This window comes from Mycobacterium sp. P7213 (assembly GCF_900604305.1).
In the GTDB taxonomy this organism is placed as follows: domain Bacteria; phylum Actinomycetota; class Actinomycetes; order Mycobacteriales; family Mycobacteriaceae; genus Mycobacterium.
In genome coordinates, this window is record NZ_UWOA01000021.1 from 20,923 (window position 1) to 46,360 (window position 25,438).

General features: G+C 67.8%; 26 protein-coding genes and 1 tRNA gene. 16 read left to right on the forward strand and 11 right to left on the reverse strand.

Going from position 1 to position 25,438, the window contains the following annotated elements; genetic code table 11:
• Positions 1 to 4: 4 nt before the first annotated feature.
• Together EJK91_RS10045 and EJK91_RS10050 are read left to right on the forward strand one after the other, a co-directional pair.
• A complete protein-coding gene (locus EJK91_RS10045; RefSeq protein ID WP_024442628.1) occupies positions 5 to 307 on the forward strand; it encodes a hypothetical protein in 303 nt (100 codons plus the stop codon).
• 12 nt (positions 308 to 319) lie between these two features.
• Positions 320 to 667 carry a hypothetical protein gene (locus EJK91_RS10050; protein ID WP_024442627.1) on the forward strand — a complete coding sequence of 116 codons (348 nt, stop codon included), beginning with the start codon at positions 320 to 322 and terminating at the stop codon, positions 665 to 667.
• An 87-nt stretch (positions 668 to 754) separates the two neighbouring features.
• Here the strand turns inward: EJK91_RS10050 and EJK91_RS10055 are convergent, their stop codons facing one another.
• Positions 755 to 1,552: a hypothetical protein gene (locus tag EJK91_RS10055; RefSeq protein ID WP_125078856.1), complete on the reverse strand. Its 798-nt coding sequence runs from the start codon at positions 1,550 to 1,552 to the stop codon at positions 755 to 757.
• A gap of 116 nt (positions 1,553 to 1,668) precedes the next feature.
• Here EJK91_RS10055 and EJK91_RS10060 point away from each other — a divergent pair, with 116 nt between their 5' ends.
• The 4 genes from EJK91_RS10060 to EJK91_RS10075 all read left to right on the forward strand — a co-directional run bounded on the left by EJK91_RS10060 (position 1,669) and on the right by EJK91_RS10075 (position 6,962).
• Entirely contained in the window at positions 1,669 to 2,343 is a 675-nt protein-coding gene (locus EJK91_RS10060; protein WP_125078857.1) for an ankyrin repeat domain-containing protein, read from the forward strand.
• A gap of 25 nt (positions 2,344 to 2,368) precedes the next feature.
• Positions 2,369 to 3,244: an oxidoreductase gene (locus EJK91_RS10065; RefSeq protein ID WP_024442624.1), complete on the forward strand. Its 876-nt coding sequence runs from the start codon at positions 2,369 to 2,371 to the stop codon at positions 3,242 to 3,244.
• A gap of 177 nt (positions 3,245 to 3,421) precedes the next feature.
• A complete protein-coding gene (locus EJK91_RS10070) occupies positions 3,422 to 5,788 on the forward strand; it encodes a lysylphosphatidylglycerol synthase transmembrane domain-containing protein (protein WP_024442623.1) in 2,367 nt (788 codons plus the stop codon).
• 4 nt (positions 5,789 to 5,792) lie between these two features.
• The gene (locus tag EJK91_RS10075; protein WP_125078858.1) at positions 5,793 to 6,962 is read left to right on the forward strand and encodes an FAD-binding domain; all 1,170 of its coding nucleotides are present in this window, start codon (positions 5,793 to 5,795) and stop codon (positions 6,960 to 6,962) included.
• A gap of 2 nt (positions 6,963 to 6,964) precedes the next feature.
• Here EJK91_RS10075 and EJK91_RS10080 read toward each other — a convergent pair whose 3' ends face one another.
• The 5 genes from EJK91_RS10080 to EJK91_RS10100 all read right to left on the reverse strand — a co-directional run bounded on the left by EJK91_RS10080 (position 6,965) and on the right by EJK91_RS10100 (position 12,088).
• A complete protein-coding gene (locus EJK91_RS10080; protein ID WP_125078859.1) occupies positions 6,965 to 8,044 on the reverse strand; it encodes a galactokinase in 1,080 nt (359 codons plus the stop codon).
• On the reverse strand, positions 8,041 to 9,123 hold the full coding sequence (gene galT / locus EJK91_RS10085) for a galactose-1-phosphate uridylyltransferase (RefSeq protein WP_164517927.1): 1,083 nt from the start codon (positions 9,121 to 9,123) through the stop codon (positions 8,041 to 8,043). The genes EJK91_RS10080 and galT overlap by 4 nt, the downstream gene beginning before the upstream one ends.
• Positions 9,120 to 9,596 (reverse strand): DUF309 domain-containing protein, encoded by a 477-nt coding sequence (locus EJK91_RS10090; RefSeq protein ID WP_125078860.1) that lies wholly within the window; start codon positions 9,594 to 9,596, stop codon positions 9,120 to 9,122. Before EJK91_RS10090 ends, galT begins: the two co-directional genes overlap by 4 nt.
• A 21-nt stretch (positions 9,597 to 9,617) precedes the next feature.
• Positions 9,618 to 10,403: a class I SAM-dependent methyltransferase gene (locus tag EJK91_RS10095; protein WP_125078861.1), complete on the reverse strand. Its 786-nt coding sequence runs from the start codon at positions 10,401 to 10,403 to the stop codon at positions 9,618 to 9,620.
• Between the two features lie 86 nt (positions 10,404 to 10,489).
• Positions 10,490 to 12,088, reverse strand: coding sequence for an amidohydrolase (locus tag EJK91_RS10100; RefSeq protein ID WP_125078862.1), 1,599 nt, complete (start codon positions 12,086 to 12,088; stop codon positions 10,490 to 10,492).
• 116 nt (positions 12,089 to 12,204) lie between these two features.
• Between EJK91_RS10100 and EJK91_RS10105 the strand changes: the two genes are divergently transcribed.
• Both EJK91_RS10105 and EJK91_RS10110 read left to right on the forward strand, forming a co-directional pair.
• Positions 12,205 to 12,636: a pyridoxamine 5'-phosphate oxidase family protein gene (locus tag EJK91_RS10105; RefSeq protein WP_125078863.1), complete on the forward strand. Its 432-nt coding sequence runs from the start codon at positions 12,205 to 12,207 to the stop codon at positions 12,634 to 12,636.
• Positions 12,637 to 12,674: 38 nt separating this feature from the next.
• Positions 12,675 to 13,664 (forward strand): isopenicillin N synthase family dioxygenase, encoded by a 990-nt coding sequence (locus tag EJK91_RS10110; protein WP_125078864.1) that lies wholly within the window; start codon positions 12,675 to 12,677, stop codon positions 13,662 to 13,664.
• A 471-nt stretch (positions 13,665 to 14,135) separates the two neighbouring features.
• On the opposite strand, the gene EJK91_RS10115 is transcribed toward EJK91_RS10110, so the two are convergent.
• A tRNA-Tyr gene (locus EJK91_RS10115) sits at positions 14,136 to 14,218 on the reverse strand.
• Positions 14,219 to 14,297: 79 nt separating this feature from the next.
• Here EJK91_RS10115 and EJK91_RS10120 point away from each other — a divergent pair.
• From EJK91_RS10120 to EJK91_RS10135, 4 genes are all read left to right on the forward strand, one after another.
• Complete coding sequence (locus EJK91_RS10120; RefSeq protein WP_024442614.1) at positions 14,298 to 14,789, forward strand: YajQ family cyclic di-GMP-binding protein; 492 nt, start codon at positions 14,298 to 14,300, stop codon at positions 14,787 to 14,789.
• A 45-nt stretch (positions 14,790 to 14,834) separates the two neighbouring features.
• Entirely contained in the window at positions 14,835 to 16,310 is a 1,476-nt protein-coding gene (locus EJK91_RS10125) for a flavin-containing monooxygenase (protein ID WP_125078865.1), read from the forward strand.
• 55 nt (positions 16,311 to 16,365) lie between these two features.
• Positions 16,366 to 17,391 (forward strand): NAD(P)H-dependent glycerol-3-phosphate dehydrogenase, encoded by a 1,026-nt coding sequence (locus EJK91_RS10130; protein ID WP_024442612.1) that lies wholly within the window; start codon positions 16,366 to 16,368, stop codon positions 17,389 to 17,391.
• A gap of 140 nt (positions 17,392 to 17,531) precedes the next feature.
• Positions 17,532 to 19,058 carry a SulP family inorganic anion transporter gene (locus EJK91_RS10135; RefSeq protein WP_024442611.1) on the forward strand — a complete coding sequence of 509 codons (1,527 nt, stop codon included), beginning with the start codon at positions 17,532 to 17,534 and terminating at the stop codon, positions 19,056 to 19,058.
• A 31-nt stretch (positions 19,059 to 19,089) separates the two neighbouring features.
• Here the strand turns inward: EJK91_RS10135 and htpX are convergent, their stop codons facing one another.
• Both htpX and grcC1 read right to left on the reverse strand, forming a co-directional pair.
• Positions 19,090 to 19,941 (reverse strand): zinc metalloprotease HtpX, encoded by an 852-nt coding sequence (gene htpX / locus EJK91_RS10140; protein WP_125078866.1) that lies wholly within the window; start codon positions 19,939 to 19,941, stop codon positions 19,090 to 19,092.
• 73 nt (positions 19,942 to 20,014) lie between these two features.
• Positions 20,015 to 21,031: a nonaprenyl/(2E,6E)-farnesyl/geranylgeranyl diphosphat synthase gene (grcC1, locus tag EJK91_RS10145; RefSeq protein WP_164517928.1), complete on the reverse strand. Its 1,017-nt coding sequence runs from the start codon at positions 21,029 to 21,031 to the stop codon at positions 20,015 to 20,017.
• Between the two features lie 21 nt (positions 21,032 to 21,052).
• Between grcC1 and menJ the strand changes: the two genes are divergently transcribed.
• The 3 genes from menJ to EJK91_RS10160 all read left to right on the forward strand — a co-directional run bounded on the left by menJ (position 21,053) and on the right by EJK91_RS10160 (position 23,480).
• Complete coding sequence (menJ, locus tag EJK91_RS10150; protein WP_164517929.1) at positions 21,053 to 22,282, forward strand: menaquinone reductase; 1,230 nt, start codon at positions 21,053 to 21,055, stop codon at positions 22,280 to 22,282.
• 65 nt (positions 22,283 to 22,347) lie between these two features.
• Positions 22,348 to 23,022, forward strand: a complete 675-nt coding sequence (locus EJK91_RS10155; protein WP_036457926.1) for a class I SAM-dependent methyltransferase — start codon at positions 22,348 to 22,350, stop codon at positions 23,020 to 23,022.
• Between the two features lie 14 nt (positions 23,023 to 23,036).
• The gene (locus tag EJK91_RS10160; RefSeq protein ID WP_024442606.1) at positions 23,037 to 23,480 is read left to right on the forward strand and encodes a nitroreductase family deazaflavin-dependent oxidoreductase; all 444 of its coding nucleotides are present in this window, start codon (positions 23,037 to 23,039) and stop codon (positions 23,478 to 23,480) included.
• Between the two features lie 8 nt (positions 23,481 to 23,488).
• On the opposite strand, the gene EJK91_RS10165 is transcribed toward EJK91_RS10160, so the two are convergent.
• Positions 23,489 to 24,178, reverse strand: a complete 690-nt coding sequence (locus EJK91_RS10165) for a demethylmenaquinone methyltransferase (RefSeq protein WP_024442605.1) — start codon at positions 24,176 to 24,178, stop codon at positions 23,489 to 23,491.
• Between the two features lie 37 nt (positions 24,179 to 24,215).
• On the opposite strand from EJK91_RS10165, the gene EJK91_RS10170 reads away from it, so the two are divergent.
• Positions 24,216 to 24,923: a DsbA family protein gene (locus EJK91_RS10170; protein WP_125078868.1), complete on the forward strand. Its 708-nt coding sequence runs from the start codon at positions 24,216 to 24,218 to the stop codon at positions 24,921 to 24,923.
• On the opposite strand, the gene EJK91_RS10175 is transcribed toward EJK91_RS10170, so the two are convergent.
• Complete coding sequence (locus tag EJK91_RS10175; protein WP_051190264.1) at positions 24,920 to 25,438, reverse strand: DUF3592 domain-containing protein; 519 nt, start codon at positions 25,436 to 25,438, stop codon at positions 24,920 to 24,922. The genes EJK91_RS10170 and EJK91_RS10175 overlap by 4 nt on opposite strands.

The following is a 25,438-nucleotide window of genomic DNA, read 5'->3' on the forward strand; positions in this document are numbered from 1 at the left end:
CGTCATGGCCACCACCAACCCCACAGCCCGCTACGGACCCCGCGGCTTCCTCGCCACGCTGGCGACCATCGCGATCGTCGAGACCGCGACGTGGGCTTGGCTGCCCTTCTGGTTCGCCAGCATCTTCTTCTTTGTGCTCGCAACGGTAGTGGTGGTACCGACCGGACTATTCATGCGGGAACTGCCCGACACCGCGAGCCAGGTCGGGCGCGGGATCCTCATCGGATACCTCGCAACTCCCCTGACCATCGCCGCCACCGTCATCCCCGCCACCGTGATCTACCAGCTACTGCAGCATCTGCACTGAGAGGACTCGGCCATGCTCAATCGACTGAGGGCACGAATTCTCGTTCAGGACAACGAGGTCTGGCGAACGGCCACTCGATCAGCGCCGATCGTCGTCCAGATCGTGTTTGCAGGGGCGTTCGGCGTCGGATGGCTACTGGGCCACTTGCCGATAGACAGCCATGCCGGCTATCGCATCATGCTTGCCGCCACGGTCGCCATCACAACCGCCGCGTCGCTGCTGATCGCCGCAATAATCTTGCGTTCCGAGTCACCGCGCCGGCGCGGCCTGGGGCTGGCCGTGGGCGGGTCCGGTCTGGCCCTGGCGGCCGGCGGGTTGCCATGGGCACTGATTTTTTTGTCGCTGGTGGACACCATATGAGCTACCCGACTGTCGAAGCACTGCGGCCCAAGCGGTTTCAGCGTCGCAATGGCCACCATCCCCTGGCCGTCATCCCGCCCGTTGTCGTCACCCAGCTACCGCATCGGGCCTGAAGTCACCGGGACGCCGCGGGCCGTCGTACTTGCCGTTGAGCAGCTTTGACACCGTGCCAGGCTTCCAGGGCCGGCCAGTCGGCGTGCGCTGCCCGGCCGAGTTGAGCACCCGCGCCGTGGCCGCCTGGGTGACACCGCATCCGTCGACCAGCCAGCGCACGTAGCGCTCCAGGCGCTCCTTGCGTTCCGGCCACGGCACCGAGGGCGAGGGCAGGACCGGGGGCCCCGGGTGCCGGCCCGCCCTGTTGGCGCCGGACGGGATGCGCCGCACCGCCTGCGGACCGCGGACCGCTCTGAGCGCCAGCTCGATCTCCCGGCTCAGACTCTCGGCACCCTCGGCAGCCAGCGCCGCCTGATCGAGGTCGTCGACGGCCCGGACCTCCCGGCGCAGCGCGAAGTCGATCTCGTTCATCCCACCCTCGGTAGGCGCCTCGAACAGTTCCCGGGTCAGCCGCAGGTTCAACCCGTGCCGTTGCAGTACCAGGCTGATCCGCCGCAGGTGCTGCTCGCGGATGAAATCCGGGCCGGGAAACGGCACCCAGACATCCATCCGGCCGCCGATCGCGCGGCCCAGCGCGGCGACCACCGCGTCGACCTCGGTCAAGTCGTCGGTACCACCGGCCGCCCCCTCCTCGAAGCCGAACGCATCGATAACCATGCAGTGCTGCCGGGCGGCATCGGTAGCCAGATCGGCGCGGTGATCGACAGTCTCACGGTCACCGAGCAGCAGCACGCGCGTGACGACCGACGGTCTGTCTGCAGAGTCCGACATTGTTGCCTCCCGCTCGGTGTTTCTCGTGTGAGGAATCTATCGGCAGGCACCGACAACCTTTGTCGCTCAACCTCGCCCGAGGGCAGCTGTCAGACCCCCGCGCTACGGTTCCGGGCATGGACGAACCCCCTATAGCTTGGCCCGGTGTGCTGGAACCTTCACTGATGTCGGAGGAGACCGTCACAGCCGGGCACAAAATGGCCGACGCGGCCGAGGCCGGCGACTGGCCGGCGTTGTTCGATCTGCTTGATGCCGACCCGGCGCTCAGCGCCAACCAGTGGCGGCCCGGCAGCACCGACTGGGTTACTCCGCTGCACCAGGCAGCCCGTCACGGCGCACCGACGAAAGTCGTTGCGGCGCTGATTGAACGGGGTGCACTACGTTCACTGCGCGACGCCAGGGGCTGGGCCGCGCGCGACGTGGCATTCGCTCACCGGCACCCGATACCCCTGATCAGCCTTCTTATCCCGCCGGCTTCCCCGCTGTCGATGGAACGGACTCGGGCTCTGGACGCCAACCTGGAATGGGTGATCCACGGCAGCGTTCGTGCCGCCGGCATCCTCGACGGCCACACCGACCGCGACCTGCACCGGGTGCTGCGCCTTCCCCCGGTGGCGGTGCTGCATGAGGCGCCCGGCCGGTCGGTGCAGCTGGTGATTCCGCGTATTCCTGGCGGTATTCGGGTCACCTTGTGTGCCAACTACTTGGAGACCGCCGGGGCCGGGCAACGCCACGTGATCACCCACCGCGGCGCGGTGTTGGTCGCCGAAGACGGTGCGGGCACCGCCTAGTCCAGCGGCAGGTACCGTGACCAGCATGTCTTTCAGAATCGCGGACACCCCCGATCAGTCCGGCCGCACTTTCGTGGTGACCGGCGCCAACGGCGGCCTGGGTGAGGTCGTCACCCGCACCCTGGCCGCCAAGGGCGCCAGCGTGGTGATGGCGTGTCGCAACACCGCCAAAGCCCAGGAGATCGCCGACGGCATCGACGGTGACGTCACGGTGGCGGCGCTGGACCTGGGCAGCCTGGCCTCGGTGCGCGACTTCGCCGCGCAGCAGGGCGGCTTCGACGTGCTGGTCAACAACGCCGGAATCATGAACATCCCGATGCGGCGCACCGTGGACGGCTTCGAAACGCAGTTCGGCGTCAACCATCTGGGACACTTCGCGCTGACCGGCCTGCTGTTGGACCGGATCAGTGACCGGGTGGTGACGGTGTCGAGCATCGCGCACAAGCAGACCCCCAAGTTCTGGGTCGACGACCTCAACTATGAGCACCGCCCCTACCAGCGCAACCTCGCCTACGCCCAGTCCAAGCTGGCCAACCTGATGTTCGCCCGCGAGCTGCAGCGGCGCCTGGTTGCGGCCGGCTCGCCGGTGCGCTCCTACGGCGTGCACCCCGGGGTGTCGACCACCGACCTGTTCGACAACGACAAGACCATCGTCGGGTTGATCGCCAAGTACGGCCTGCCGCTGGTCGGCCAGCCGCCGGAGCGGGGCGCCGAGTCGACCCTGTTCGCCGCGACCGTTCCCGACGCCGACCCGGACATCTACTGGGGTCCCACCAAGCTGAACCAGTCCCGCGGCCCGATGGGGCCGTGCCCGTCGAACAAGCTGTCCCAGGATCAGCGACTGTGGCGCCGGCTGTGGGAGGAGTCGGAGAAGATGACCGGGGTCAGCTACCCGCTCTAGTCGCTGCAAGCCGGGCACACCTGGTGCCGATCCTCGATGGTGACGGGTGTGGCACATGAGACTCACGCGGGCCGACGCGGCGCCATGTCGCCGACAATCCAGCGTGATACCGCAGCTCACCGGTTAAGTTGTGGCGAGCCGCCACGCGATGCGGCATGAGACGGACCGAAAGAGATCATGCGAGTTGAGGGGCGCGACGTCGCCGTCACCGGCAACCTGCTGCAGCCGCTGACCCGACGCACCAATGACATTCTGCGTCTGGTGCTGGCCGCACTCTTCCTCGCGACCGTCATCACCAGCTCGCTGGTCACCCGCTACGAATGGGTGGCACTCGAGCGGTCGGTGTCCCAGATCGTCGGGGTGCTCTCCCCCGTCCACGCCAACCTGGTCTACCTCGCCTATGGCATCGCGATCCTGGCGTTGCCGTTCGCGATCCTGATCGGACTGGTGGTCTCCAAGCAATGGAAGCTGCTCGGAGCCTATGCCGTGGCCGGACTGCTCGCAGTGGTGTCACTGTCGATCCGCAGTACCGGCATGGCCGCGCCGAACTGGCATTTCGACCTGTCCGATCGGCTGGCCACCACGCTGGCGCAGTTCCTCGACGACCCGCGGTGGATCGCCATGCTCGCCGCCATGCTCACCGTCTCCGGGCCCTGGCTGCCCGCCCGCTGGCGACGCTGGTGGTGGGCACTGCTGCTGGCGTTCGTACCGATCCACCTGGTGGTCAGCGCGATCGTCCCGGCGCGCTCGCTGCTCGGGCTGGCCGTCGGCTGGTTCGTCGGGGCCCTGGTGATCCTGATCGTCGGCACACCCGCGCTGGAGGTGCCGCTGGAGGGCACCGTCCGCACCCTGGCCCGCCGCCGGCACACCGTCTCCGAACTCGCCGTCATCCGGCCGGCCGGCCCCGGCCCGCTGGTGCTGTCGACCGTCGGCGACCACCCGGTGATCATCGAGTTGTACGGCCCCAACCAGCGCAGCGGCGGCGCGCTGCGACAGCTCTGGCGCAAATTCCGGTTACGCACCACCGAGACCGCGCCGCTGCATGCCTCGCTACACCGCGCCGTGGAGCATCGCGCACTGATGGCGATCTCCATCGCCGATGCCGGGCTCGCCAACACCAACACCGTCGCGGTCGCCTCCCTCGACCGGGGCTGGACGCTATACGCCCACACCCCCACCAGGGGCACCCCGATCGCTGACTGCACCGCCAGCACGCCGGTGGCCAAGCCCTGGGAGTCCTTGCGGCACCTGCACGATCAGCAGATCTCGCACGGCGACCTGCGCGCCAAGGAGATGACCGTCGACGGCGGCCAGGTTCTGTTCGGCGGCTTCGGCAATGCCGAGTACGGCGCCACCGACACCCAGCTGCAATCCGATATCGCCCAGTTGCTGGTGACGACGTCATCGTTGTACGACGCGGCCGCGGCGGTGGAGGCGGCCATCGAGTACTTCGGCCGGACCGCAGTGTTGGCCGCGTCACGACGCCTCACCAAATCCGCGGTGCCCGCACGCCTTCGCAATGCCGTCCCCGACGTCGGCACGGTGATCGCCGCCGCCCGCGAGGAGGTCAAACGTCAGACCGGTACCGATCAGATCCAGACCAAGACCATCACCCGGTTCACCCGCAGCCAGCTGATTCAGTTGATCCTGCTTGGCGCCCTGGTCTACGTGGCCTATCCCTTCATCAGCCAGGTGCCCACCTTCTTCTCCCAACTGCGCCAAGCGAACTGGTGGTGGGCGCTGGTCGGGCTGATCGTCTCGTCGCTGACCTATGTCGGCGCCGCGGGCGCACTGTGGGCCTGCGCCAACGGCCTGGTCAGCTTTCGCAATCTGGCGATCATGCAGGTGGCCAACACCTTTGCGGCCACCACCACCCCGGCCGGGGTCGGCGGGCTGGCGCTGAGCACCCGGTTCCTGCAAAAGGGCGGCCTGAGCACCCTGCGCGCGACCGCCGCCGTCGCACTCCAGCAGTCGGTGCAGGTGATCGTGCACGTGATTCTGCTGGTTGTCTTCACCACCGCTGCGGGCGCCTCGACGGACCTGTCCCACTTCGTACCCGGTGCCACCATGCTGTACCTGATCGCCGGTGTGGCGCTCGGCTTGGCCGGCATTGTGCTGCTGGTGCCGAACCTGCGCCGATGGTTGACCACAGCGCTGCGGCCACGCCTCAAGGAAGTCACCGGCGACCTGGTGGAGCTGGCCCGCGAACCCAAGCGGCTGGCGTTGATCGTGCTGGGCGCGGCAGGCACCACGTTGGGCGCGGCGCTGGCACTGTGGGCCAGCGTGGAGGCCTTCGGCGGCAACACCTCCTTCGTCACCGTCACGGTCGTGACGATGGTGGGCGGCACGCTGGCCTCCGCGGCGCCGACGCCCGGCGGGGTGGGAGCCGTGGAGGCCGCCCTGATCGGTGGGCTGGCCGCGTTCGGTGTGCCCGCCGCTCTGGCGGTCCCGTCGGTGCTGCTCTACCGGGTGCTGACCTGTTGGCTGCCGGTGTTCGTCGGCTGGCCGGTGATGCGATGGCTGACAGAGAACGAAATGATCTGAGCCGATGCGGATTGCGATCAGCGGTGCGGGAGTAGCCGGGACGGCGCTCGCGTATTGGCTGCACCGCACCGGCCATACTCCGACCGTGATCGAGCGCGCGCCGGCCTTCCGCTCCGGCGGCTACATGATCGACTTCTGGGGCGTCGGTTACACCGTCGCCCAGCGCATGGGCCTGGAGGTCCAGATCCTGGACAAGGGCTACCAGATCGACTCCGTCCGAACGGTCGGCGCCGACGGCCACACCCTCGCCACGTTGGACGCCAACGTCTTTCGGGATCTGCTCGGCGACGACTTCACCAGCCTGCCGCGCGGCGACCTGGCCGACACCATTCACGCCACCATTGCCGAGCACGTCGAGATGATCTACGGCGACAGCATCACCGCCATCGACCAGGACGACGACGGCGTCCGCCTGAGCTTCGGCCATGCCGGGCCGCGTGAGTTCGACCTGGTGATCGGCGCCGACGGGCTGCACTCCAACGTGCGCCGGTTGGTGTTCGGCCCGGACGCGGAATTCGAGCACTACCTCGGCTGCAAGGTGGCCGCGGCCGTCGTCGAGGGCTACCGGCCCCGGGACGAACTGACCTACCTGACATACGCAGTCCCCGACCGGCAGGTGTCCCGTGTGGCGCTGCGCGACGACCGCACCCTGGCCTTGTTCGTGTTCCGCGACGCCTCACCTGACGTTTCCGATCCGAAGGTCCAGGTGCACAACCGGTTCGCCGATGCCGGTTGGGAGTGCCCGCAACTGTTGGCCGCCCTCGATGCCGGCGACCCGGGAGACCTGTACTTCGACGTGGTCAGTCAGGTTCGGATGAACCATTGGTCGCGCGGCCGAGTGCTGTTGATCGGCGACGCCGCCGGGTGCATCTCGTTGCTCGGCGGCGAGGGCACCGGCCTGGCGATCACCGAGGCCTATGCGCTGGCCGGCGAGCTGCACCGCGCCGGCGGTGACCACCTACGCGCGTTCGAGGCCTACGAGTCACGACTGCGCCCGTTGATCGAGGCCAAACAGTCCAACGCGCAGCAACTGCTCGGCTTCTTCGCCACCCGAACACGTTTCGGCCTGTGGTTTCGCAACCTCGCGCTGCGGGCGATGAACCTGCGGATACTGACAAACCTCTTCGCCGGTACCGTGCGCGACGATTTCGACCTGCCCGACTACGGAATCTGAGACTATCCCGCTCCGGCTGCCGCGTACACCCGGCTCACCTCCGGCTCGGGGTAGCCGGCCTCGGTGACCGCGGCTCGCACCGCGTCGCCCACCTTCAACGTGAGCGTGGCCGGCACCAGCGCGATCACGCAGCCGCCGAACCCGCCGCCGGTCATCCGGGCGCCGAGCGCGCCGGCGGCCACCGCACTGTCGGCAATCAGGTCGATGTGCTCAGTGGTGATCTCGAAGTCGTCGCGCATCGAGGCGTGCGATGCGGTGAACAAAGCTCCGGCAGTGGCGAAATCCCTTTCGGCGCAAGTCGCAACGAAATCCAGCACGCGCTCGTTCTCGGTCAGCACGTGCCGAGCTCGCCGGGCATCGACCGGGTCGGTGACCGCATCCAGCGCCTGAACACCCCGGTGCTGGACGTCGCGCAGCGATCCCACCCCCAATGCGGCGGCGGCGCGCTCACACGATGCGCGCCGGGCGGCGTACTCGCCGTCGACGTGGCCGTGCCGTTGGCCGGAGTCGAGCAGCAGCAGACTCACCCCGGACGCGTCCGGGTCGAACGGCACCGGGTGCACGGCGACATCACGGAAGTCGATCAGCAGCGCGCTGGACACCTCTCCGAAAAGGGAAGACAGTTGATCCAGCAATCCGGTTGGGGCTCCGACATAGTCGTTTTCGGCGCGCTGGCCGATCCGGGCCTGCTCGATGCGGTCGATATGCAGACCGGCCGCCGAGGCCAAGGCGCCGAGCACCGCGCATTCCAGGGCCGCCGACGACGACAGGCCCGAGCCGATCGGTACGTCGCTGCGAATGTCCATGGTGCCGCCGGGCACCGCGAAACCGCTGTCGCGCAGCGCCCAGATCACCCCGGCGACATAGGCCCCCCATCCGGTCGTCTGCCCGGGCGTGGTGTGCAGCGGAATGATCACCGGCGCATCGGCCCGGTCGCTGAGCACGGTGAGCGTGTCGACCTCGCCGGGGGTGAAGGTGACGCTGGTGCGTTGCGGCAACGCGATGGGCAGCGCGAAACCGGCGTTGTAGTCGGTGTGTTCGCCGATCAGGTTGACTCGTCCCGGCGCGGAGTAGGTGATCACAGCTCACGCAGCCTAGCCGCCACGGACTCCGGGGTGACGTCGGCGATGAACGCGTCCATCGCCGACTCCGAGGCCGCCAGATATTTCAGTTTGGTGGCGCTGCGCCTGATCGACATCAGCTCGACGTGGAAATAGCCGTCGGCCTGGGCGCCGTCGTTGCGGTACTGGTGCAGTGCGGCCATATAAGGCAGCGGGGCGTCGTAGAGGCAGTCGAAGCGGCCCAACAGATTCCGGTAGACGGTTGCGAAGTCGTCGAGTTCGGGATCGGTCAGGTCGGTCAGGTTGTGCACCCACCGGTTCGGATACAGGTGCACCTCGACGGGCCAGCGTGCGGCGAACGGCACGAACGCGGTGAAGTGGTCGGTCCGCGCCACGATCCGTGCACCCTCGGCACGCTCGGCCGCCAGTAGGTCGGCGAACAGATTCCCGCCGTGCGTCACTCGATGATCACGCGCTTGCGCCAGCATCGCGGCGGTGCGCGGGGTCAGGTAGGGGTAGCCGTAGATCTGGCCGTGCGGGTGAGCCAGCGTCACCCCGATCTCCTCGCCCCGGTTTTCGAAGCAGAACACCTGCTCGACGCCGGGGCGGGCCAGCAGATCAGCGGTGCGGTGCCGCCACGCCTGCACTACCAGCCGGGCATGTGCTGCCGACAGGTCGGCGAATGAGCCGGTGTGATCGGCGGAGAAGCAGATCACCTCGCAACGGCCGCTGCCCGGTTCGGAAACGAACTCGGCACCGTCCGGCGGCGGGGAGACCACGGCACCGGCGCCGGCCAGACTGGGGAACCGATTCTCGAAGACCACGACGTCGTAGTCGGCCGCCGGCACCTCGCTGGTCTCACCGCTCGGTCCCGGGCACAGCGGGCACGCCTCGGCGGGGGGCTTATAGGTGCGGTCCTGGCGCTGCGCGGCGATGATCACCCACTGGCCGGTGGTGCGGTCGAACCGCAATTGCGACGGCTCGGGGTCACGGGGAGGCAGCGACCGCCGATCGGGCACCGGCACCGGGGCACGGCCGGGCAGGGCGAAGAACAGCAGGTCGCGGCCGTCGGCAAGCGTCCAGCGGATCGGGGCGCTCACGCGACCAGCCGCGGGTGCAACCGCTGCGGGGCGATCTCGACGCCGGCCGCCAGGTCGTCGGCCAACTGCGCGGCGAAGCCCAGCAATCCGGTGAGGTCGATCCCGAACGGGGCCGGGAGCCGCACCGTCGCCAGATGTTCGGCGCCGCGGCGCAACAGGCTGATCGCTCCGGCGACGTTGCCCCGCTGGACGTGGGTGACGCCGACGGCCAACTGCGCCAAGCCCTGCCACAGTTCACGCTCGGCGGCGGGCCGATGTTTCCAGGCGGCTTCCAGCACCTCGTGGGCGTTGAACGCCAGCCCGTCGTCCAGCAACAGCTGCGCATAGGCCAGCATCTGGGACGGCGGCAGGTCGAGGTCGTCGGGAACACCTTCGACCCCGCCCTGGCTGCCGCGGGGCAGCGGGCGGCCCAGCCGATCACGCGGGCGGGCGTTTCGGGGACGGCCCGAGTCGTCGCGGTCGCGGGTTGTCACCTGACCATCATGGCAAGCCGGTCAGGCGGGCTTGGCAGCAATCACCTCGATCGCGGCCATGTTGTTGCGATGGCGGCGGAACGTGGCGCGCATGTTGAGCACCCGGGACCGCGCGTCGGAATCGCGCAGCACGTTGAACACGAAGCGCAGCGCCCCGACCAGGCCCTCGTCGGCGATCAACCGGTGCGGCTCCAGCAGTGCCATCGGCGCGTAGGAGATCTTCTCCACGGTGAAGCCGGCCTCAGTGAGCAGCTCGGTCCACTCCGGGGCGGTCAGCGGCCGGGCATTGACCTTGATGGAGCGGGCCAAGGCGGTGCGGACCTCCTCCTTGACGGCCTCGGGCACCTCGGCGGGCTGCAACATCATTTCGTGGATGGCATAACGGCCGCCCGGCCGCAGCACCCGGAAGGCTTCCCGCATGATCTCGGACTTGTGGGTGTTGGTCTGCATGGTCAGCATCGCCTCGCCGATGACGACATCGGCGCTGCCGGCGGTCAGCCCGGTCTCCGACGCCTCGCCGGTGACCACTCGTCCCTTGTCGCCCACCACCGAGCGGACGACACCGGCGGCATGGTCGTCGGCCTCGACGCCGGTGTAGCTGCGCGGACTGTGCTGCAGGATGTCTTTCGCGGTGCGCCCCATGCCGGGCGCGAGTTCCACGACGTCGGCACCGGCGAGGTTCGCGTCGGCGAGCATCCGGTGGGTCAGCTCCAGCCCGCCCGGCCGAAGGACACGTTTGCCGAGGCGCGCGAAGAGCCAGTGTCCGGGGAGGTCAGCGGTCTTGCGGTCGGGCATCGGAAGTGTCATGAACGAAGGTTAGCCTTACCAGGCTTAGCCCGCCAGAGGACTTTAGACCCTTATATCTCCTTTAAATAGCCGGATGGTCGCGCGTGTCAGAACACCTGGCGACCGGCCAGGAAGGTAGCGCGTACCTCCAGATCGGCGACCGCCTCCGGGGCGACGGCCCGTGGATCCGCGGAGAGCACCACCAGATCGGCATACTTTCCCACCTCGAGGGAGCCGGTCACATCGTCGGCGAACAGTTGCCAGGCCGCGTCGAGGGTTTGCGCCCGGATCGCCTGCTCGACGGTGAGCCGCTCGTCGGGCGCCAGAACCCGCCCGCTGGGTGCAACCCGGGTGGCGGCGACGCTGATGTTGCGCAACGGCTCTTCGGGGGTGACCGGCGCGTCATTATGCAGCGAGATGCGCATGCCCGTCGCGACGGCGGACGCCGCCGGCATCCACCGCGAGCCGTGTTCCTCCCCGAACAGTCCGTCGACCAGAACATCACCCCAGTAGTGCAGGTGGTCGACGAACAGGCTGCAGGTCACGCCCAGCGCGGCGGCGCGGCGCAACTGCTCGGGGCGGATGGCGCCGACGTGTTCGAGGCGCAACCGGTGGTCTTCGCGCGGGTACCGCCGCAGCACGTCCTCGTAGACGTCGAGGATGGTGTCGACCCCGTTGTCGCCGTGCACATGGCAGGCCATCTGCCAGCCGTGCGGGAAGTACGCCTCGACGATGCGGGTCAGTTGTTCGCCGGTGTAGTTGGCGTGCCCGCACGAACCGGGTTCGACGCCGATGATGCGGGTGGCGTCGGTGTCCAGATACGGAAACGACAGGTCGATGTTGCCGATCCACGGTGAGCCGTCCACCCAGATTTTGATACCGATCTGGCGCGCCATGTCGTCGCCGTCCCCCGGCGACGCGTCGGTGTGCAACGCCTCGTTGGAGATCTCGTAAGTGCGCAGTCTCACGGTCAGCTCATTGCGCAGGTGGTCAACCAGCGGCCGGAACTGCGGTGAGAACGCCATCTCCGAAATCGTTGTCAGCCCGGCCCGGTTGAGCCGTGCGCATTCGGCGCGCAGCATCGCCGGGGCGTCGCCGGGCATCATCGCCTTGCCCAGCAATGGAATCAGCGCGGCGGTCTCCTCCGCGGTCCCAACCAGTTCGCCGGCGGCGTCGCGGCCGTATTTCGCACCGATGGGGTCGGGGGTGTCACGGCTCAACCCGGCCTGCCGGCCGGCCGCAGTGTTGAAGTAGGCCTTGTGCCCGGAGTTGTGCACGATCACCAGCGGGTGCTCCGGAGAGACGCTGTCCAGCCAGGCCAACGTCGGTTCGGGCAGACCCGGCTGCAGCAGCTGGTCCCAGCCGATCGCGTACGCCCCGTCGACGCCGCGCGCGGCCACCTCTTGGCGGATCAGGTCCACGACGGTGTCGGCGTCGGCCAGGGTGACCGGCCGAATATCGACCATCCGGCCGGACAGCACAACCGACTCCATCAGCGGATGCCCGTGCGCCTCGACGAAGCCGGGTAATACGCAGCCGTCGCCGATGTCGAGCACCCGGGTGTCCGGGCCGATGAACGCGTCCACGTCCGTGCGGTCGCCGACCGCCACGATGCGCCCGTCGGTGACCGCCAGCGCCTGGGCAGTCGGTTGCGCGTCGTTGACCGTGAGCACCGTGCCGATGACAACGAGATCCGCTACAGGCATTCCGGGCTCCTCTTGGGCACGCATCGCCGGAGTGTAAGCCGAGGGAGGCGCCCCTGCCGGAGAGCCGCTCCGCGACCCGGTGGAATAGCCCGGGGACGACCGCTGTTCGAGCCGATATGCCCAAACCCTTTACCGAGACCGAGCGTCAACAGTTTCTCGCCGACAAGCACATCGCGGTGTTGTCCGTCGCCGCCACCGATGGCCGTCCCCCGGCCAGCGTCCCGATTTGGTATGACTACACCCCCGGCGGCGACATTCTGGTCAACACCGGTGCGGGCCGGCGGAAGGCCAGGCTCATCGAACAGGCCGGTGCCGTGACGCTGGTGGTGCAGCGCGAAGAACTGCCCTACCAATATGTGATCGTCGAAGGCACCGTGGTCAATGCGGTCACGCCGGCCCCGCTGCCGCAGCGCGAGGCCATTGCGATCCGCTACCTGGGCCAAGAAGGCGGGCGGGCATTCGCCGCCAACATGGACGGCGCATCTAGCGTGCTGTTCACCATCCGGCCCGACCGCTGGCTGACCGCCGATTACTCCGGCGACCTGTAGCGCTTGGCTTTGGGCGCCTGAACCGAAGGCTCGCTGTGATGCTGCCGGTACTTGACCTGTCTGCCGCCGATACCGACACAGCGGCGTTTCGCCTGGCCTTGCGGGAGGCCACGCACACCCACGGCTTCTTCTACCTCACCGGCCACCGCATACCCGATGCGCAGATCACCGAGATCCTCGAGCTGGCCCGGCAGTTCTTCGCGCTACCCGAGGCGGAGAAGAACCAGATCAGCCAGTTGAAAAGCCCGCATTTCCGGGGCTATTCACGTCTGGGCGGCGAGCTGACGAACGGGCGCGTCGACTGGCGAGAGCAGATCGACATCGGGCCGCAACGCCCTGCGCTACCCGACGCGCAGGGTTACTGGCACCTGCAGGGCCCCAACCTGTGGCCGGCACGTCCCGCATCCTTCCGGGCAGCGTTCGAAGCGTGGGACCGGTCGCTGTCTTCGGTGGGCCTGCAACTGCTCCGGCACTGGGCGGCGTCCCTGGGCGCCGCCGAAGACCTGTTCGACGACGCGTTCGCCACGTCACCGGCGACGCTGATCAAGGTCGTCCGCTATCCGGCAAACACTGCCGACGGCCAGGGTGTCGGCGCCCACAAGGATTCGGGTGTCTTGACTCTTCTGCTCGTCGCGCCGGATTCCGAAGGGCTTCAAGTGGAGATCTCACCCGGTGAGTGGGTCGACGTTCCGCCCATGGCCGGTGCGTTCATCGTCAACATCGGCGAACTGCTCGAAGTCGCGACCGGCGGCTACCTGCGAGCCACCCGTCACCGGGTGCGCTCACCTCGAGTCGGCACCGACCGGATATCCGTCCCGTACTTCCTCAACCCGGCCCTGGATGCCACCGTCCCGCGCATCACCCTGCCGGCTGAGCTGGCCGCCCTGGCCCGCGGTGTCGAGACCGATCCGGACAATCCCATCTTCGACACCTACGGCTGCAACGCGTGGAAGTCCCGCACCCGGGCGCATCCCGATGTGGCGGAACTGCACCACGGGATCACGCCGACGCCACGGCGCGAAAGATAACGGACCGATTTCCACAATTCCCAACAAATTTTCACATCGCACCATATTCTTGCCCCGATCTTTGGAGTCGGAGGTGGTGTGATGAAGCTGCTGCTGTTGTCTGCGGTCACAGCGATGTGGTCGGTCATTGCTGTCGCGGCGGGTGCCGGTGTTTCAGGTGCCGATCCATTCGTTCCGGGACCGACGAATTGCGGCGGCCCGGGTCAGCCTGGCTGCTTGCCCGGCATCCCTGCCGAAGCCCAATGTGCTCTCGTGGCGTGGCAGACCTTTCAGCCGTGCAACTGGCGGGGCGTAGCGGTTGCGCCCGGAACGCCAGGAAGCTGGTAGCACCAACTTCCCCGGCCCGGGATCTCGATCACTGTCCCCGGCCAGATCCAGCTGCGTCGCGACTGCTTTCTGCTGCGGACTCATGGCGGGCTACGGACGTCGAAAAAGTAATCAGGCCCCCTCGAAAGGAGGCCTGATCAGGTGTGGCAGGTACAGGATTCGAACCTGTGTAGGCTTCCGCCGACGGATTTACAGTCCGCTCCCATTGGCCGCTCGGGCAACCTGCCGTAGTGCGCCTAGCAGACTACAACGAGGATGTACCTCAGACACAAACGGCCAGCACAACTCGAAGAGAGGACGGGTCTCGTGGCGGACTCATCATTCGACATCGTCAGCAAGGTCGACCGGCAAGAGGTCGACAACGCGCTCAACCAGGCCGCCAAGGAACTGGCCACCCGGTTCGACTTCCGCGGCACCGACACCACCATCGCCTGGAAGGGCGAGGAAAATATCGAGCTGGTCAGCTCCACCGAGGAGCGGGTCAAGGCCGCCGTCGACGTGTTCAAGGAGAAACTGATCCGCCGCGACATCTCCATGAAGGCGTTCGACGCCGGGGACCCGCAACCGTCGGGCAAGACCTACAAGGTCAGCGGCAGCCTCAAGCAGGGCATCGACGCAGAGCACGCCAAGAAGATCAACAAGCTGATCCGCGACGAGGGCCCCAAAGGCGTCAAGTCCCAGGTCCAGGGCGACGAGATCCGGGTGTCATCGAAGAAGCGCGACGACCTGCAGGCCGTGATCGCACTGCTCAAGGGCGCCGACCTGGACGTGGCCCTGCAATTCGTGAATTACCGGTAACCGATACCGCTGCTCCGACCGCCTTGCCTGCCTAGGCTGGGCCTTGTGACTACCGAAGAGGTCGTGGACGTCGTCATCATCGGAGCCGGCATCTCCGGTATCGGCGCGGCTTACCGCATCGCCGAACGCAACCCCGGCACCAACTACGTCATCCTGGAACGGCGTGAGCGCATCGGCGGGACCTGGGACCTGTTCCGCTATCCCGGCGTGCGCTCGGACAGCAGCATCTTCACGCTGTGCCTGCCGTATGAACCCTGGACCCGGCGCGAACGGGTCGCCAACGGCGACGAGATCCGCGACTACCTGACCGACACCGCGCGCAAGTACGGCATCGACGAACACATCCGGTTCAACCACCACGTCACCGCCGCCGACTGGGATTCGTCTACCGACACCTGGACCGTGACGGCGGACGAGAACGGCAGCCAGCGGACCTACCGGGGCCGGTTCGTGTTCTTCGGCTCCGGCTACTACAACTACGACGAGGGCTACACCCCGGACTTCCCGGGATCCGAGACGTTCGCGGGAACGCTGGTGCACCCCCAGCACTGGCCCGAAGATCTGGACTACACCGACAAGAAGGTCGTGGTGATCGGCAGCGGCGCCACCGCGATGTCACTGGTCCCGGCATTGGCGCAGCGCTCCGCCCACGTGACCCTGCTGCAGCGCACCCCCACCTATCTGATCTCGGCGACCATGTACAGCCGTTTCGTCAATGTGGTGACCAGCCTGTTGCCCCGCAAGTGGGCTCACCCGATCATCCGGTTTGTGATGGCCCTGTTCGAGGGCTACGTCTGGTTCCTGGCCCGCAAGACTCCCCCGCTGTTCAAGCGGATCCTGCGTCGCACGGCCGTACAGAATCTGCCGCCGGGTTACCCCGTGGACACCCACTTCAAGCCGCCGTATGAACCGTGGGATCAGCGCCTGTGCCTGATTCCCGACGCCGACCTCTACGCCGAGATCAGCGCCGGCCGGGTCGAGATGGTCACCGACCGGATCGATCGCTTCGACGCCACCGGGATCGTGTTGCGGTCCGAGGCGCATCTGGAGGCCGACATCATCGTCACCGCCACCGGCTTGCAACTGCAGGCGCTCGGCGGGGTGCGGATTAGCTTGGATGGCACCGAGATCAAGTCCACCGATCGATTCGTCTACAAGGCGCACATGCTCGAAGACGTGCCGAACCTGTTCTGGTGCGTCGGCTACACCAATGCGTCTTGGACGCTGCGCGCCGACATCACCGCCCGGGCCACCGCCAAACTACTGGCATACATGGCTTCTCGCGGTTACACCCACGCCTATCCGCACCTCGGCGACGAGCCGATGGCCGAGAAGTCGGCCTGGGACATCCAGGCCGGTTATGTGCTCCGCGCGCCGCATGCGCTCCCGCGGTCGGGCACCAAACGACCGTGGAATGTGCGCCAGAACTACTTCGCCGACGCCTTGGACTTCCGGTTCGACCAGATCACCGAATCGATGGTGTTCGGACGGGCCGGGGAGCCCGTACCGCTGGCTGGATAGCACCGAGTTCGCCAACTGCCGGTGCGGCGGCGGCGACGGCAATACGCTGTCGCACATGCCAGCTGCTACTCGTACACCCAATGTTGTCGTGCTCGGAGGCGGATCGTTCGGTACCACGGTGGCGTCCATCTGCTCGCGCCGCGCGCCGACGCTGCAGTGGGTGCGGTCGGAGGCGACCGCCGCCGACATCAACGACAACCACCGCAACAGTCGCTACCTGGGCAACGATGTCGAACTCAGCAGCACGCTGCGTGCCACCACCGATTTCGCCGAAGCCGCGCACTGCGCCGACGTCGTCGTGATGGCCGTACCGTCACACGGCTTCCGGGGAGTGCTCGAGGAGTTGGCCACCGAGCTGCGCCCCTGGGTGCCGGTGGTGTCGCTGGTCAAGGGCCTGGAGCAGGGCACCAACATGCGGATGTCGCAGATCGTCGACGAGGTGTTGCCCGGGCATCCGGCCGGCATCCTGGCCGGGCCGAACATCGCCCGCGAGGTCGCCGAAGGTTATGCCGCGGCGGCGGTGCTGGCCATGCCCGACCCGGGCCTGGCGTGTGAGCTGGCGTCGCTGTTCCGCACCAAGCGATTCCGGGTGTACACCACCGACGACGTGGTCGGGGTCGAGATGGCCGGCGCGCTGAAGAACGTGTATGCGATCGCGGTCGGCATGGGCTACTCGCTGGGCATCGGGGAGAACACCCGGGCTATGGTGATGTCACGTTCGGTGCGCGAGATGTCCAAGCTCGGCGAGGCGATGGGCGGAGCCCGCGACACCTTCGCGGGCCTGGCGGGGATGGGCGACCTGATCGTCACCTGCACCAGCCAGCGCAGCCGCAACCGCTATGTCGGCGAGCAGCTGGGCTCCGGCAAGCCCATCGACGAGATCATCGCGTCGATGAATCAGGTGGCCGAGGGTGTGCGGGCCGCGAGCGTGATCATGAAGTTCGCCGCGCAGTACGGGCTGAGTATGCCGATCGCGCGCGAGGTCGACGGCGTGATCAACCACGGTTCGACGGTGGAGCAGGCCTACCGTGGCCTGATCGCCGAGACGCCCGGACATGAGGTGACCGGCTCTGGCTTTTAACTGCCTAGTTCCTGTGTATTCACTCCGAATGTGTAACTTGTGTTTACTTCCCGGACATGTCGCATTCTGCATTTGGCAATAAGACACGAATAACTTCCCTGTATCTCAGCAATATCTTATGAGGGCAGGGGAACTACCGGATGCTGACCGCGCAAGCCGACGGCAAATCACGCGTCAAACCACGAATGGGCTGGTCCCGTTCGGTACTGCGGTATGACCTGCCCGCCTCCCTGGTGGTGTTCCTGGTCGCTCTGCCGCTGTCATTGGGTATCGCCGTGGCCTCCGGCGCACCGGTGCTGGCCGGTCTGATCGCCGCAATCGTCGGCGGTCTCGTCGTCGGCGCCATGGGCGGGTCTCCGCTGCAGGTCAGCGGGCCGGCGGCCGGGCTGACGGTCGTCGTCGCGGATCTGGTCGGGCGCTTCGGCTGGAAGGTGACGTGCGCTATCACCGTCGGCGCCGGGGTGCTGCAGGTCCTATTCGGGTTGAGCCGGGTGGCGCGGGCCGCGCTGGCGATCTCGCCGGTCGTGGTGCACGCGATGCTGGCCGGAATCGGCATCACGATCACGCTGCAGCAGCTGCTCGTCCTCCTCGGCGGCCGGTCGGCGAGTTCGGCCTGGGAAAACCTCGCCAGCCTGCCCGAAGGGCTGATCGAGTCCCATGGAGCCGAGCCGGTCCTGGGCATCCTGGTGATCATCATCATGCTCGCCTGGCGATCGGTGACGGGACCGCTGGGCCGGATTCCCGGGCCGCTGGTCGCCATTGCCGGAGCAACGGTGCTGTCCTTGGTCTTCTCGCTGGACGTGCATCGCATCACCCTGGACGGATCACTGCTGGATGCCGTGCAACTGCCGGCGCTGCCGGAGGGCAACTGGGCCGCCGCCTTCATCGGGGTGCTCACCGTGGCGTTGATCGCCAGCGTGGAAAGCCTGCTCTCGGCGGTGTCGGTGGACCGGATGCACACCGGGCGGCGTACCGATTTCAACCGCGAACTGATCGGGCAAGGCACCGCCAACGTCGCCTCGGGCTTGCTCGGTGGACTGCCGATCACCGGGGTGATCGTCCGCAGCGCCACCAACGTCAACGCCGGCGCGAAGTCGCGGGCGTCGGCGTTCCTGCACGGCGTGTGGATCCTGCTGTTCGCCCTGCCGTTCGCCGGCTTGGTGCAGCAGATTCCGACTGCCGCGCTGGCGGGTCTGCTCATCACCATCGGAGTCCAACTGATCAAGATGATTCACATCGAGACGGCTTGGCGCAGCGGCGATCTCATCGTCTACGTGGTGACGGCGGCCGGCGTGGTGTTCCTCAACCTGCTGCACGGGGTGCTGATCGGGCTGGCGCTGGCGATGGTGTTGACCGGGTGGCGGGTGATCCGGGTGAAGGTCACCGCCACACAGAGCGACGACGAGTGGCTGGTGACCGTGTCGGGCACGTGCACCTTCCTGGCACTGCCCCGGCTGACCAACGTGCTGGCACAGATTCCCGCCGGCACGCACGTCACGCTCGCCATCAACACCACCTATCTCGATCACGCCGCCGAGCAGGCCATTGAAGATTGGCTGCGGCAGCATTGCGCTACCGGCGGCACGGTGCTGGTGCCCAGTGAATCCGGCTCCACAGCGCGCGCAGCCGACGCATGCGTCACGTGCGCACCATCGAGGCGGGGGTGAGACGCGGCTGAATCGGACAGCGCTTCGGGTATCACCGGCCGCGGGCCATGTCCTCCAGGCGCCGAATCCGGTCGGCCATCGGGGGGTGGGTGGCGAACAGTTGACCCACCTTCTCCCCCGCGCGGAACGGGTTGGCGATCATCAGGTGCGACTGGCTGGCCAGTTCCGGCTCGGGCGGCAGCGGGGCGGCCTGGACACCGTCGGAGATCTTGCGCAGCGCCGACGCCAGCGCCAACGGGTCCCCCGAGAGCACCGCGCCGGATTCGTCGGCCTGGTACTCGCGCGACCGCGACACGGCCATCCGGACCACCGAGGCCGCCAGCGGCCCGACCAAGGCGACCAGCAGCATCGCCAGCGGGTTGCCGTCGCGGCGGTTGCCCATGAACATCGCCATATTGGCCAGACCGGTGATCACTGAGGCCAGCGCGCCGGCCACACACGAGATCAGAATGTCGCGGTTGTAGACGTGCGACAGCTCGTGGGCCAGCACCGCGCGCAACTCACGCTCGTTGAGCAGCCGCAGGATTCCACTGGTGCAGCACACCGCGGCGTGCCGCGGGTCGCGGCCGGTGGCGAACGCGTTGGGCGCGTTGGTGTCGCTGACGTACAACCGGGGCATCGGCTGATGGGCGGTGGTGGCCAGCTCGCGCACAATCCGGTAGATCTCCGGCGCCTGAACCTCGGTCACCGGCTGGGCCCGCATCGCCCGCAGCGCCAGCTTGTCGCTGTTGAAGTAGGTGTAGGCGTTCATCCCCACCGCGAACAGCACCGCCACCCACATCATCTGCGGTCCAAACGCCCGGCCCACCAACACGATCAACGCCGACATCAGGAACAGCAGAAAGAACGTCTTCGCCGTGTTGTGGTGCGGGTGCCAGGTCATCGACTTCCTCCTTGGAGAACGACCATCGTGCTCATTAAACGCCGACGAGCTCGCACGAGTTCCGCAATCGTGGTCAGCCGTGCCGGGTCACGGTGTAGTCGACCAGGCTGGCCAATGCCGCCCGTCCGACACAGTCGGGCAGCGCGGCCAGCTCCGCGCGGGCCTGCGCGGCATAGTCGGCCACCGTCTGCTTGGCCCTGACCATGCCGGCCGAGGCGCGCAACAGCCCCAGCGCCTCCTCGACCGCCGCGTCCTCGGTGACCGGTCCGGCCAGCAGCACTCGCAGCCGCTCGGCGTCGGCGCCGGTCTCCTGCAGTGCATAGAGCACCGGCAGCGTGTGCACACCCTCGCGCAGATCCGTGCCGGGCAGCTTGCCGGACTCGTCGGGGTCGGAATCGATGTCGATGATGTCGTCGGAGATCTGGAAGGCAGTGCCCACGATCCCGCCGAGGCGGGCCAGCCGCTCGATCTGGTCATCGTCGGCACCGGAGAACGTCGCACCGAAGCGGCCCGACGCCGAGATCAAACAGGCCGTCTTCTCATAGACGACCTTGAGGTAGTGCTCTACCGCGTCCACACCGTCGGCCGCCCCGCGGGTCTCGCGCATCTGTCCGGTCACCAGCTGGGCAAAGGTCTCGGCAATGATCCGCACCGCATCCGGCCCCAGCCGCGACACCAGGCGTGAGGCGGTGGCGAACAGGTAGTCACCGGCCAGGATCGCAATGTTGTTGCCCCACCGGGCGTTGGCGCTGGGCGCCCCGCGGCGGATCTGCGCCTCATCCATCACGTCGTCGTGGTACAGCGTGGCCAGGTGCACCAGCTCGATCACCGCACCGGCCACCGTCACCTGCCAGGCGTCCGGCTCAGGCCCCAGCTGCGCCGACAGCACTGTGAACAGCGGACGGAACCGCTTTCCGCCGGCGTCGAACAAGTGCGTCACGGCCTCGGTCATCAGGCCGTCTCCACCGCGCAACTCGGTGTCCATCAGCTCTTCGATACGCGAAACCCCGTCGCGAACCCGGTCCGCGAAACCCGGGTCTCCCAACCCGCCGAAATCCAACCCCGCCACCACGTTCGCCGGTGTCCTCACGGCTCCAACATACTGGTCACTGTGAGTTCGCAGGCTGATGTGGTGGTGGTGGGTGCGGGGCCGGCGGGGTCGGCGGCGGCCGCCTGGGCCGCGCGGGCGGGCCGTGACGTGCTGGTGGTCGATTCGGCCGCCTTCCCGCGGGACAAGCCGTGCGGTGACGGCTTGACCCCGCGAGCCGTCGAACAGCTGGAGTTGCTGGGGCTCGGTGAGTGGCTGGACAGCCATATCCGGCACCGGGGTCTGCGGATGGCCGGCTTCGGCGGCGAGATCGAAGTGGACTGGCCCGGCCCGTCGTTCCCGTCGACTGGCAGCGCGGCGCCGCGCACCGAACTCGACGAACGCATCCGCAAGGTCGCCGAGGAGTCCGGCGCCCGGATGTTGTTGGGCGTCAAGGCAGTCGGGGTTCAACACGACGCGTCCGGGCGCGTGCGTGCACTGGTGTTGGCCGACGGCACGGAGGTCAGTTGTAAGACACTGATCGTCGCCGACGGGGCCCGCTCCACGCTGGGTCGCGAGCTGGGCCGCCAGTGGCACAAAGAGACGGTTTACGGGGTGGCCGCCCGCGGCTATCTGGCCTCGCCGCGTAGCGACGAACCGTGGCTGACGTCGCATCTGGAGCTGCGGTCCCCGGAGGGGGAGGTGCTGCCGGGCTACGGCTGGATCTTCCCGCTGGGCAACGGCGAGGTGAACATCGGCGTCGGCGCGCTGGCCACCGCCAAACGGCCCGCCGACGTCGCGCTGCGGCCGCTGATGTCCTACTACGCCGACCTACGCCGCGAGGAATGGGGTTTCGAGGGCCCGGTGCGTGCCCCGGCCAGTGCGCTGCTGCCGATGGGCGGCGCGGTCTCGGGCGTCGCCGGACCCAACTGGATGCTGATCGGTGACGCCGCGGCCTGCGTCAACCCGCTCAACGGCGAAGGCATCGACTACGGCCTGGAGACCGGGCGCCTGGCCGTCGAGCTACTGGAGAATGCGGGCGGCGCCGACCTTACGCAGGCCTGGCCGGAGCTGCTGGCGGCCCAGTACGCGCGCGGATTCTCGGTGGCACGGCGACTGGCGCTGCTGCTGACGTTCCCCCGGTTCCTGCCGGCCACCGGCCCGCTGGCGATGCGTTCGACGCTGTTGATGCGGGTGGCGGTGCGGGTGATGGCCAACCTGGTCACCGACGACGACGCGGATCTGGTGGCGCGGGCCTGGCGTGGCGGGGGGCGGATGTCCCGGTTGATCGACCGCCGCCGCCCGTTCGCCTGACGTCGGTCCGTTCGGAACATATCAACTTCGTTGACATATATCAGGGGCGTTGCTATACCGGAGTGATGAGCGATTCAATGGAACTTCAGTTCGACGCCGCATACCGGGGCGAATCCGAGCAGATGGGCTTGGGCGCCAAACCACCGTGGAGCATCGGGGAGCCCCAGCCCGAGCTGGCCACACTGATCCAGCAGGGCAAGTTCCACGGCGATGTCCTTGATGTCGGCTGCGGCGAGGCCGCCATCTCGCTGTATCTGGCCGAGCAGGGTCACACCACCGTGGGCCTCGACAGTTCGCCCACCGCCATCGATCTGGCCCGCCGCGAGGCGGCCAAGCGCGGTTTGACCAGCGCCTCCTTCGAAGTCGCCGATATCAGCGACTTCACCGGCTATGACGGCCGCTTCGGCACCATCGTCGACAGCACGCTGTTCCACTCGATCCCGGTGGAGGCCCGCGAGGGCTACCAACGCTCCATCGTGCGTGCGGCCGCGCCCGGGGCGTCGTACTTCGTGCTGGTCTTCGACAAGGCCGCCATCCCCGAGGGCCCGCCGTTCGCGGTGACCGCCGACGAGCTGCGTGAGGTGGTGTCGAAGTACTGGGTGATCGACGACATCAAGCCGGCCCGGCTGCACGCGGTGTTCCCCGATGAGTTCCCCGGATTCGGCGGCGTTCCACTGCGCGACGAACCGGGCGGCCGCAAGTCGGCGGCGGGCTGGCTGCTCTCGGCGCACCTGGGCTGAAAGGGAGCCACGCCATGAGTGACCCGAAGCCGCCGCGCTGGCTCAAACCGGTCAACAAATTGATGATCGGCCTGCAGAAGCTGGGTATCCCGACGGGCCCACCGATGGTGCTGACGGTGCCGGGCCGCAAGTCCGGTCAGCCGCGCAGCACCCCGATGACACCGTTCACCGTCGACGGGCAGCTCTACACGGTGGCGGGGTTCCCCAAGGCCGATTGGGCGCTCAATGCCCGGGCAGCCGGCGCGGGCCTGCTGCGCCACGGACGCAGCGAACGGCCGGTCCGCATCGTCGAGCTGTCGGCGGAGGCGGCCCGCCCGGTGCTGCGAGCATTCCCGGTGCAGGTGCCGGTAGGCGCCCGCTTCCTCAAGCAGGCGGGCCTGGTGGACAAGGGCACCCCCGACGAGGTCGAGGCGCTCGCCGGGCGGATCCCGGTGTTCCGGTTCGACCCGGCTTCTTGAGGGCGCGACTAACCGGGTTTTTTCGCCGAGTGCAGCGCGACGATGCCCCCGGTGAGGTTGCGCCAGCTCACATCCGACCAGCCCGACGCGCCGATCTGCTCGGCCAGCGCGGCCTGATCCGGCCAGGCGCGGATCGACTCTGCGAGGTAGACGTAGGCCTCCGGGTTCGATGACACCGCGCGCGCCACCGCCGGCAGCGCCCGCATCAGGTACTCCTTGTAGGCGGTGGCGAACACCGGCACCGTCGGGGTGGAGAACTCGCACACCACCAGCCGGCCCCCGGGCCGCGTCACCCGGGCCATCTCCCGCAGGCCCGCCGTGTGGTCGACGACATTGCGCAACCCGAAGCTGATCGTCACGGCGTCGAACGCCTCGTCACTGAAGGGCAGCTTGGTGGCGTCACCGGCGACCTTGGGCACCGGCCGGCCGGCACCGGCCGCCAGCATCCCCACCGAGAAGTCCGCGGCCACACACCAGGCACCCGAGCGGGCCAACTCCACCGTCGACACCGCGGTACCGGCGGCCAGGTCGAGCACCTTCTCCCCCGGCTGCAACTCCAGTGCTTTCCGGGTGGCCTTACGCCAGGAGCGGTCTCTTCCCAGCGACAGCACCGTGTTGGTCAGGTCGTAGCGTCGTGCGACGCCGTCGAACATCGACGCCACCGCGTGCGGGTCTTTGTCCAGGCTGGCGCGGCTCACCCGGTCGACGGTACCCGCCTCCGATAGGGTTACTGGAATGCGGTCTTGGCTGGGCACATTTGCAACACTGGTGGTATTCGGCGGGGCCTTGGCGGGGCCGGCAGCAGCCGACCCGGAAGCGCATGAGCCCGGCGGTTCAGCGAGCCTCGACGGAGGAGAGGCGAAGCTGGGACCGGCGCATGAAGCCGGGACGGTGTGGAGCGCAGACCACTTCGGTGTGCTGGTCGGAACGGCCTCTGCCCCGGTGCAGTTGGAGGTCTTCTGTGACCCGCAGTGCTCCGAGTGCGCGAAGTTCGAGGCGGCCTCCAGTGACGCCCTGGGCCGGCACCTGGTCGCCGGCGACGTCGCGGTGACCTACCGGTGGATGACGTTTCTGGATGCCCGGCGCAAGAACGACACCTCCGCGCGCGTCGGCAACGCGCTGATGGCAGCGGCAGATCCGGCGACCACCGCCGGTGCCTACCAAACGTTCGTGGCCGACCTGTACCGCAAGGGCGGCACGCCCACCGTGGAGGAGATCGCGACGACGGCTCGCGAAAGCGGCCTGCCCGGCCACGTGGTGGATCGAATCGCCGCCGGGCAGCAGGTGGTGGACGCCACATCGATGAACGCCTTCAACCGCGTGCAGCTGCTGTCGGCGAACCCGGAGAGCCCCGGCACCCCGACGGTGTACCACCTGACCACCAAGACCGTGGTGGACACCGACGACGCCGGCTGGCTCGACCGGCTGGTGCACGAGCGCTAGCGGTTGGCCCAGCGTCGTTCGGCGACATTGCATCCCGCCAGTGCCGCTATCCCGATCAACCAGGCGATCACCGCCACGGATCCGGCCGGGATGACCGCGAGCACCGCGGTACGGTGCTGGACCCGCACCAGATCCGGATCGGACTTGTCGTATTCGACGTAAATCCTCATCCCGGTTGCCAATTCAGATGGGTAGAGCACGCCGAGCTCCGGGCGATAGGTGATCCGCTCCGGTGTGACGAACTCGATGGTGGAGCGCCTAAAGCCTGCGTTGAGCACCTCGGCCTCGGCCACCCCCATGTCACGTTCGATGGTGATGTCGTTGCGCCACGCCCCCGCCACCAACAGCACCGACTGCAATGTCACCAACGCCACCAGGATCACCACCGCGGTGCGCGCCCACCGCAGCACACGTGCGGCCCAGGTGTTGCGCGGAAGCGCGCCGTTACCCCGAAACAGCCTGCGCAGCAACTGTTTCGACTTCTGATAGGCCCTGCCGGACCGGCCATCGGGCAG

Excerpts from the sequence above, each read along its gene's own strand:
- EJK91_RS10050 (WP_024442627.1), top strand. The coding sequence starts at position 320 with ATGCTCAATCGACTGAGGGCACGAATTCTCGTTCAGGACAACGAGGTC.
- EJK91_RS10135 (WP_024442611.1), top strand. The coding sequence starts at position 17,532 with ATGCTGACCGCGCAAGCCGACGGCAAATCACGCGTCAAACCACGAATG.
- EJK91_RS10095 (WP_125078861.1), bottom strand. The coding sequence starts at position 10,403 with ATGACACTTCCGATGCCCGACCGCAAGACCGCTGACCTCCCCGGACAC.
- EJK91_RS10045 (WP_024442628.1), top strand. The coding sequence starts at position 5 with ATGGCCACCACCAACCCCACAGCCCGCTACGGACCCCGCGGCTTCCTC.
- EJK91_RS10065 (WP_024442624.1), top strand. The coding sequence starts at position 2,369 with ATGTCTTTCAGAATCGCGGACACCCCCGATCAGTCCGGCCGCACTTTC.
- EJK91_RS10105 (WP_125078863.1), top strand. The coding sequence starts at position 12,205 with ATGCCCAAACCCTTTACCGAGACCGAGCGTCAACAGTTTCTCGCCGAC.
- EJK91_RS10160 (WP_024442606.1), top strand. The coding sequence starts at position 23,037 with ATGAGTGACCCGAAGCCGCCGCGCTGGCTCAAACCGGTCAACAAATTG.
- EJK91_RS10075 (WP_125078858.1), top strand. The coding sequence starts at position 5,793 with ATGCGGATTGCGATCAGCGGTGCGGGAGTAGCCGGGACGGCGCTCGCG.
- EJK91_RS10100 (WP_125078862.1), bottom strand. The coding sequence starts at position 12,088 with ATGCCTGTAGCGGATCTCGTTGTCATCGGCACGGTGCTCACGGTCAAC.
- EJK91_RS10155 (WP_036457926.1), top strand. The coding sequence starts at position 22,348 with ATGAGCGATTCAATGGAACTTCAGTTCGACGCCGCATACCGGGGCGAA.
- EJK91_RS10055 (WP_125078856.1), bottom strand. The coding sequence starts at position 1,552 with ATGTCGGACTCTGCAGACAGACCGTCGGTCGTCACGCGCGTGCTGCTG.
- EJK91_RS10110 (WP_125078864.1), top strand. The coding sequence starts at position 12,675 with ATGCTGCCGGTACTTGACCTGTCTGCCGCCGATACCGACACAGCGGCG.
- EJK91_RS10130 (WP_024442612.1), top strand. The coding sequence starts at position 16,366 with ATGCCAGCTGCTACTCGTACACCCAATGTTGTCGTGCTCGGAGGCGGA.
- EJK91_RS10170 (WP_125078868.1), top strand. The coding sequence starts at position 24,216 with ATGCGGTCTTGGCTGGGCACATTTGCAACACTGGTGGTATTCGGCGGG.
- htpX (WP_125078866.1), bottom strand. The coding sequence starts at position 19,941 with ATGACCTGGCACCCGCACCACAACACGGCGAAGACGTTCTTTCTGCTG.
- EJK91_RS10060 (WP_125078857.1), top strand. The coding sequence starts at position 1,669 with ATGGACGAACCCCCTATAGCTTGGCCCGGTGTGCTGGAACCTTCACTG.
- EJK91_RS10070 (WP_024442623.1), top strand. The coding sequence starts at position 3,422 with ATGCGAGTTGAGGGGCGCGACGTCGCCGTCACCGGCAACCTGCTGCAG.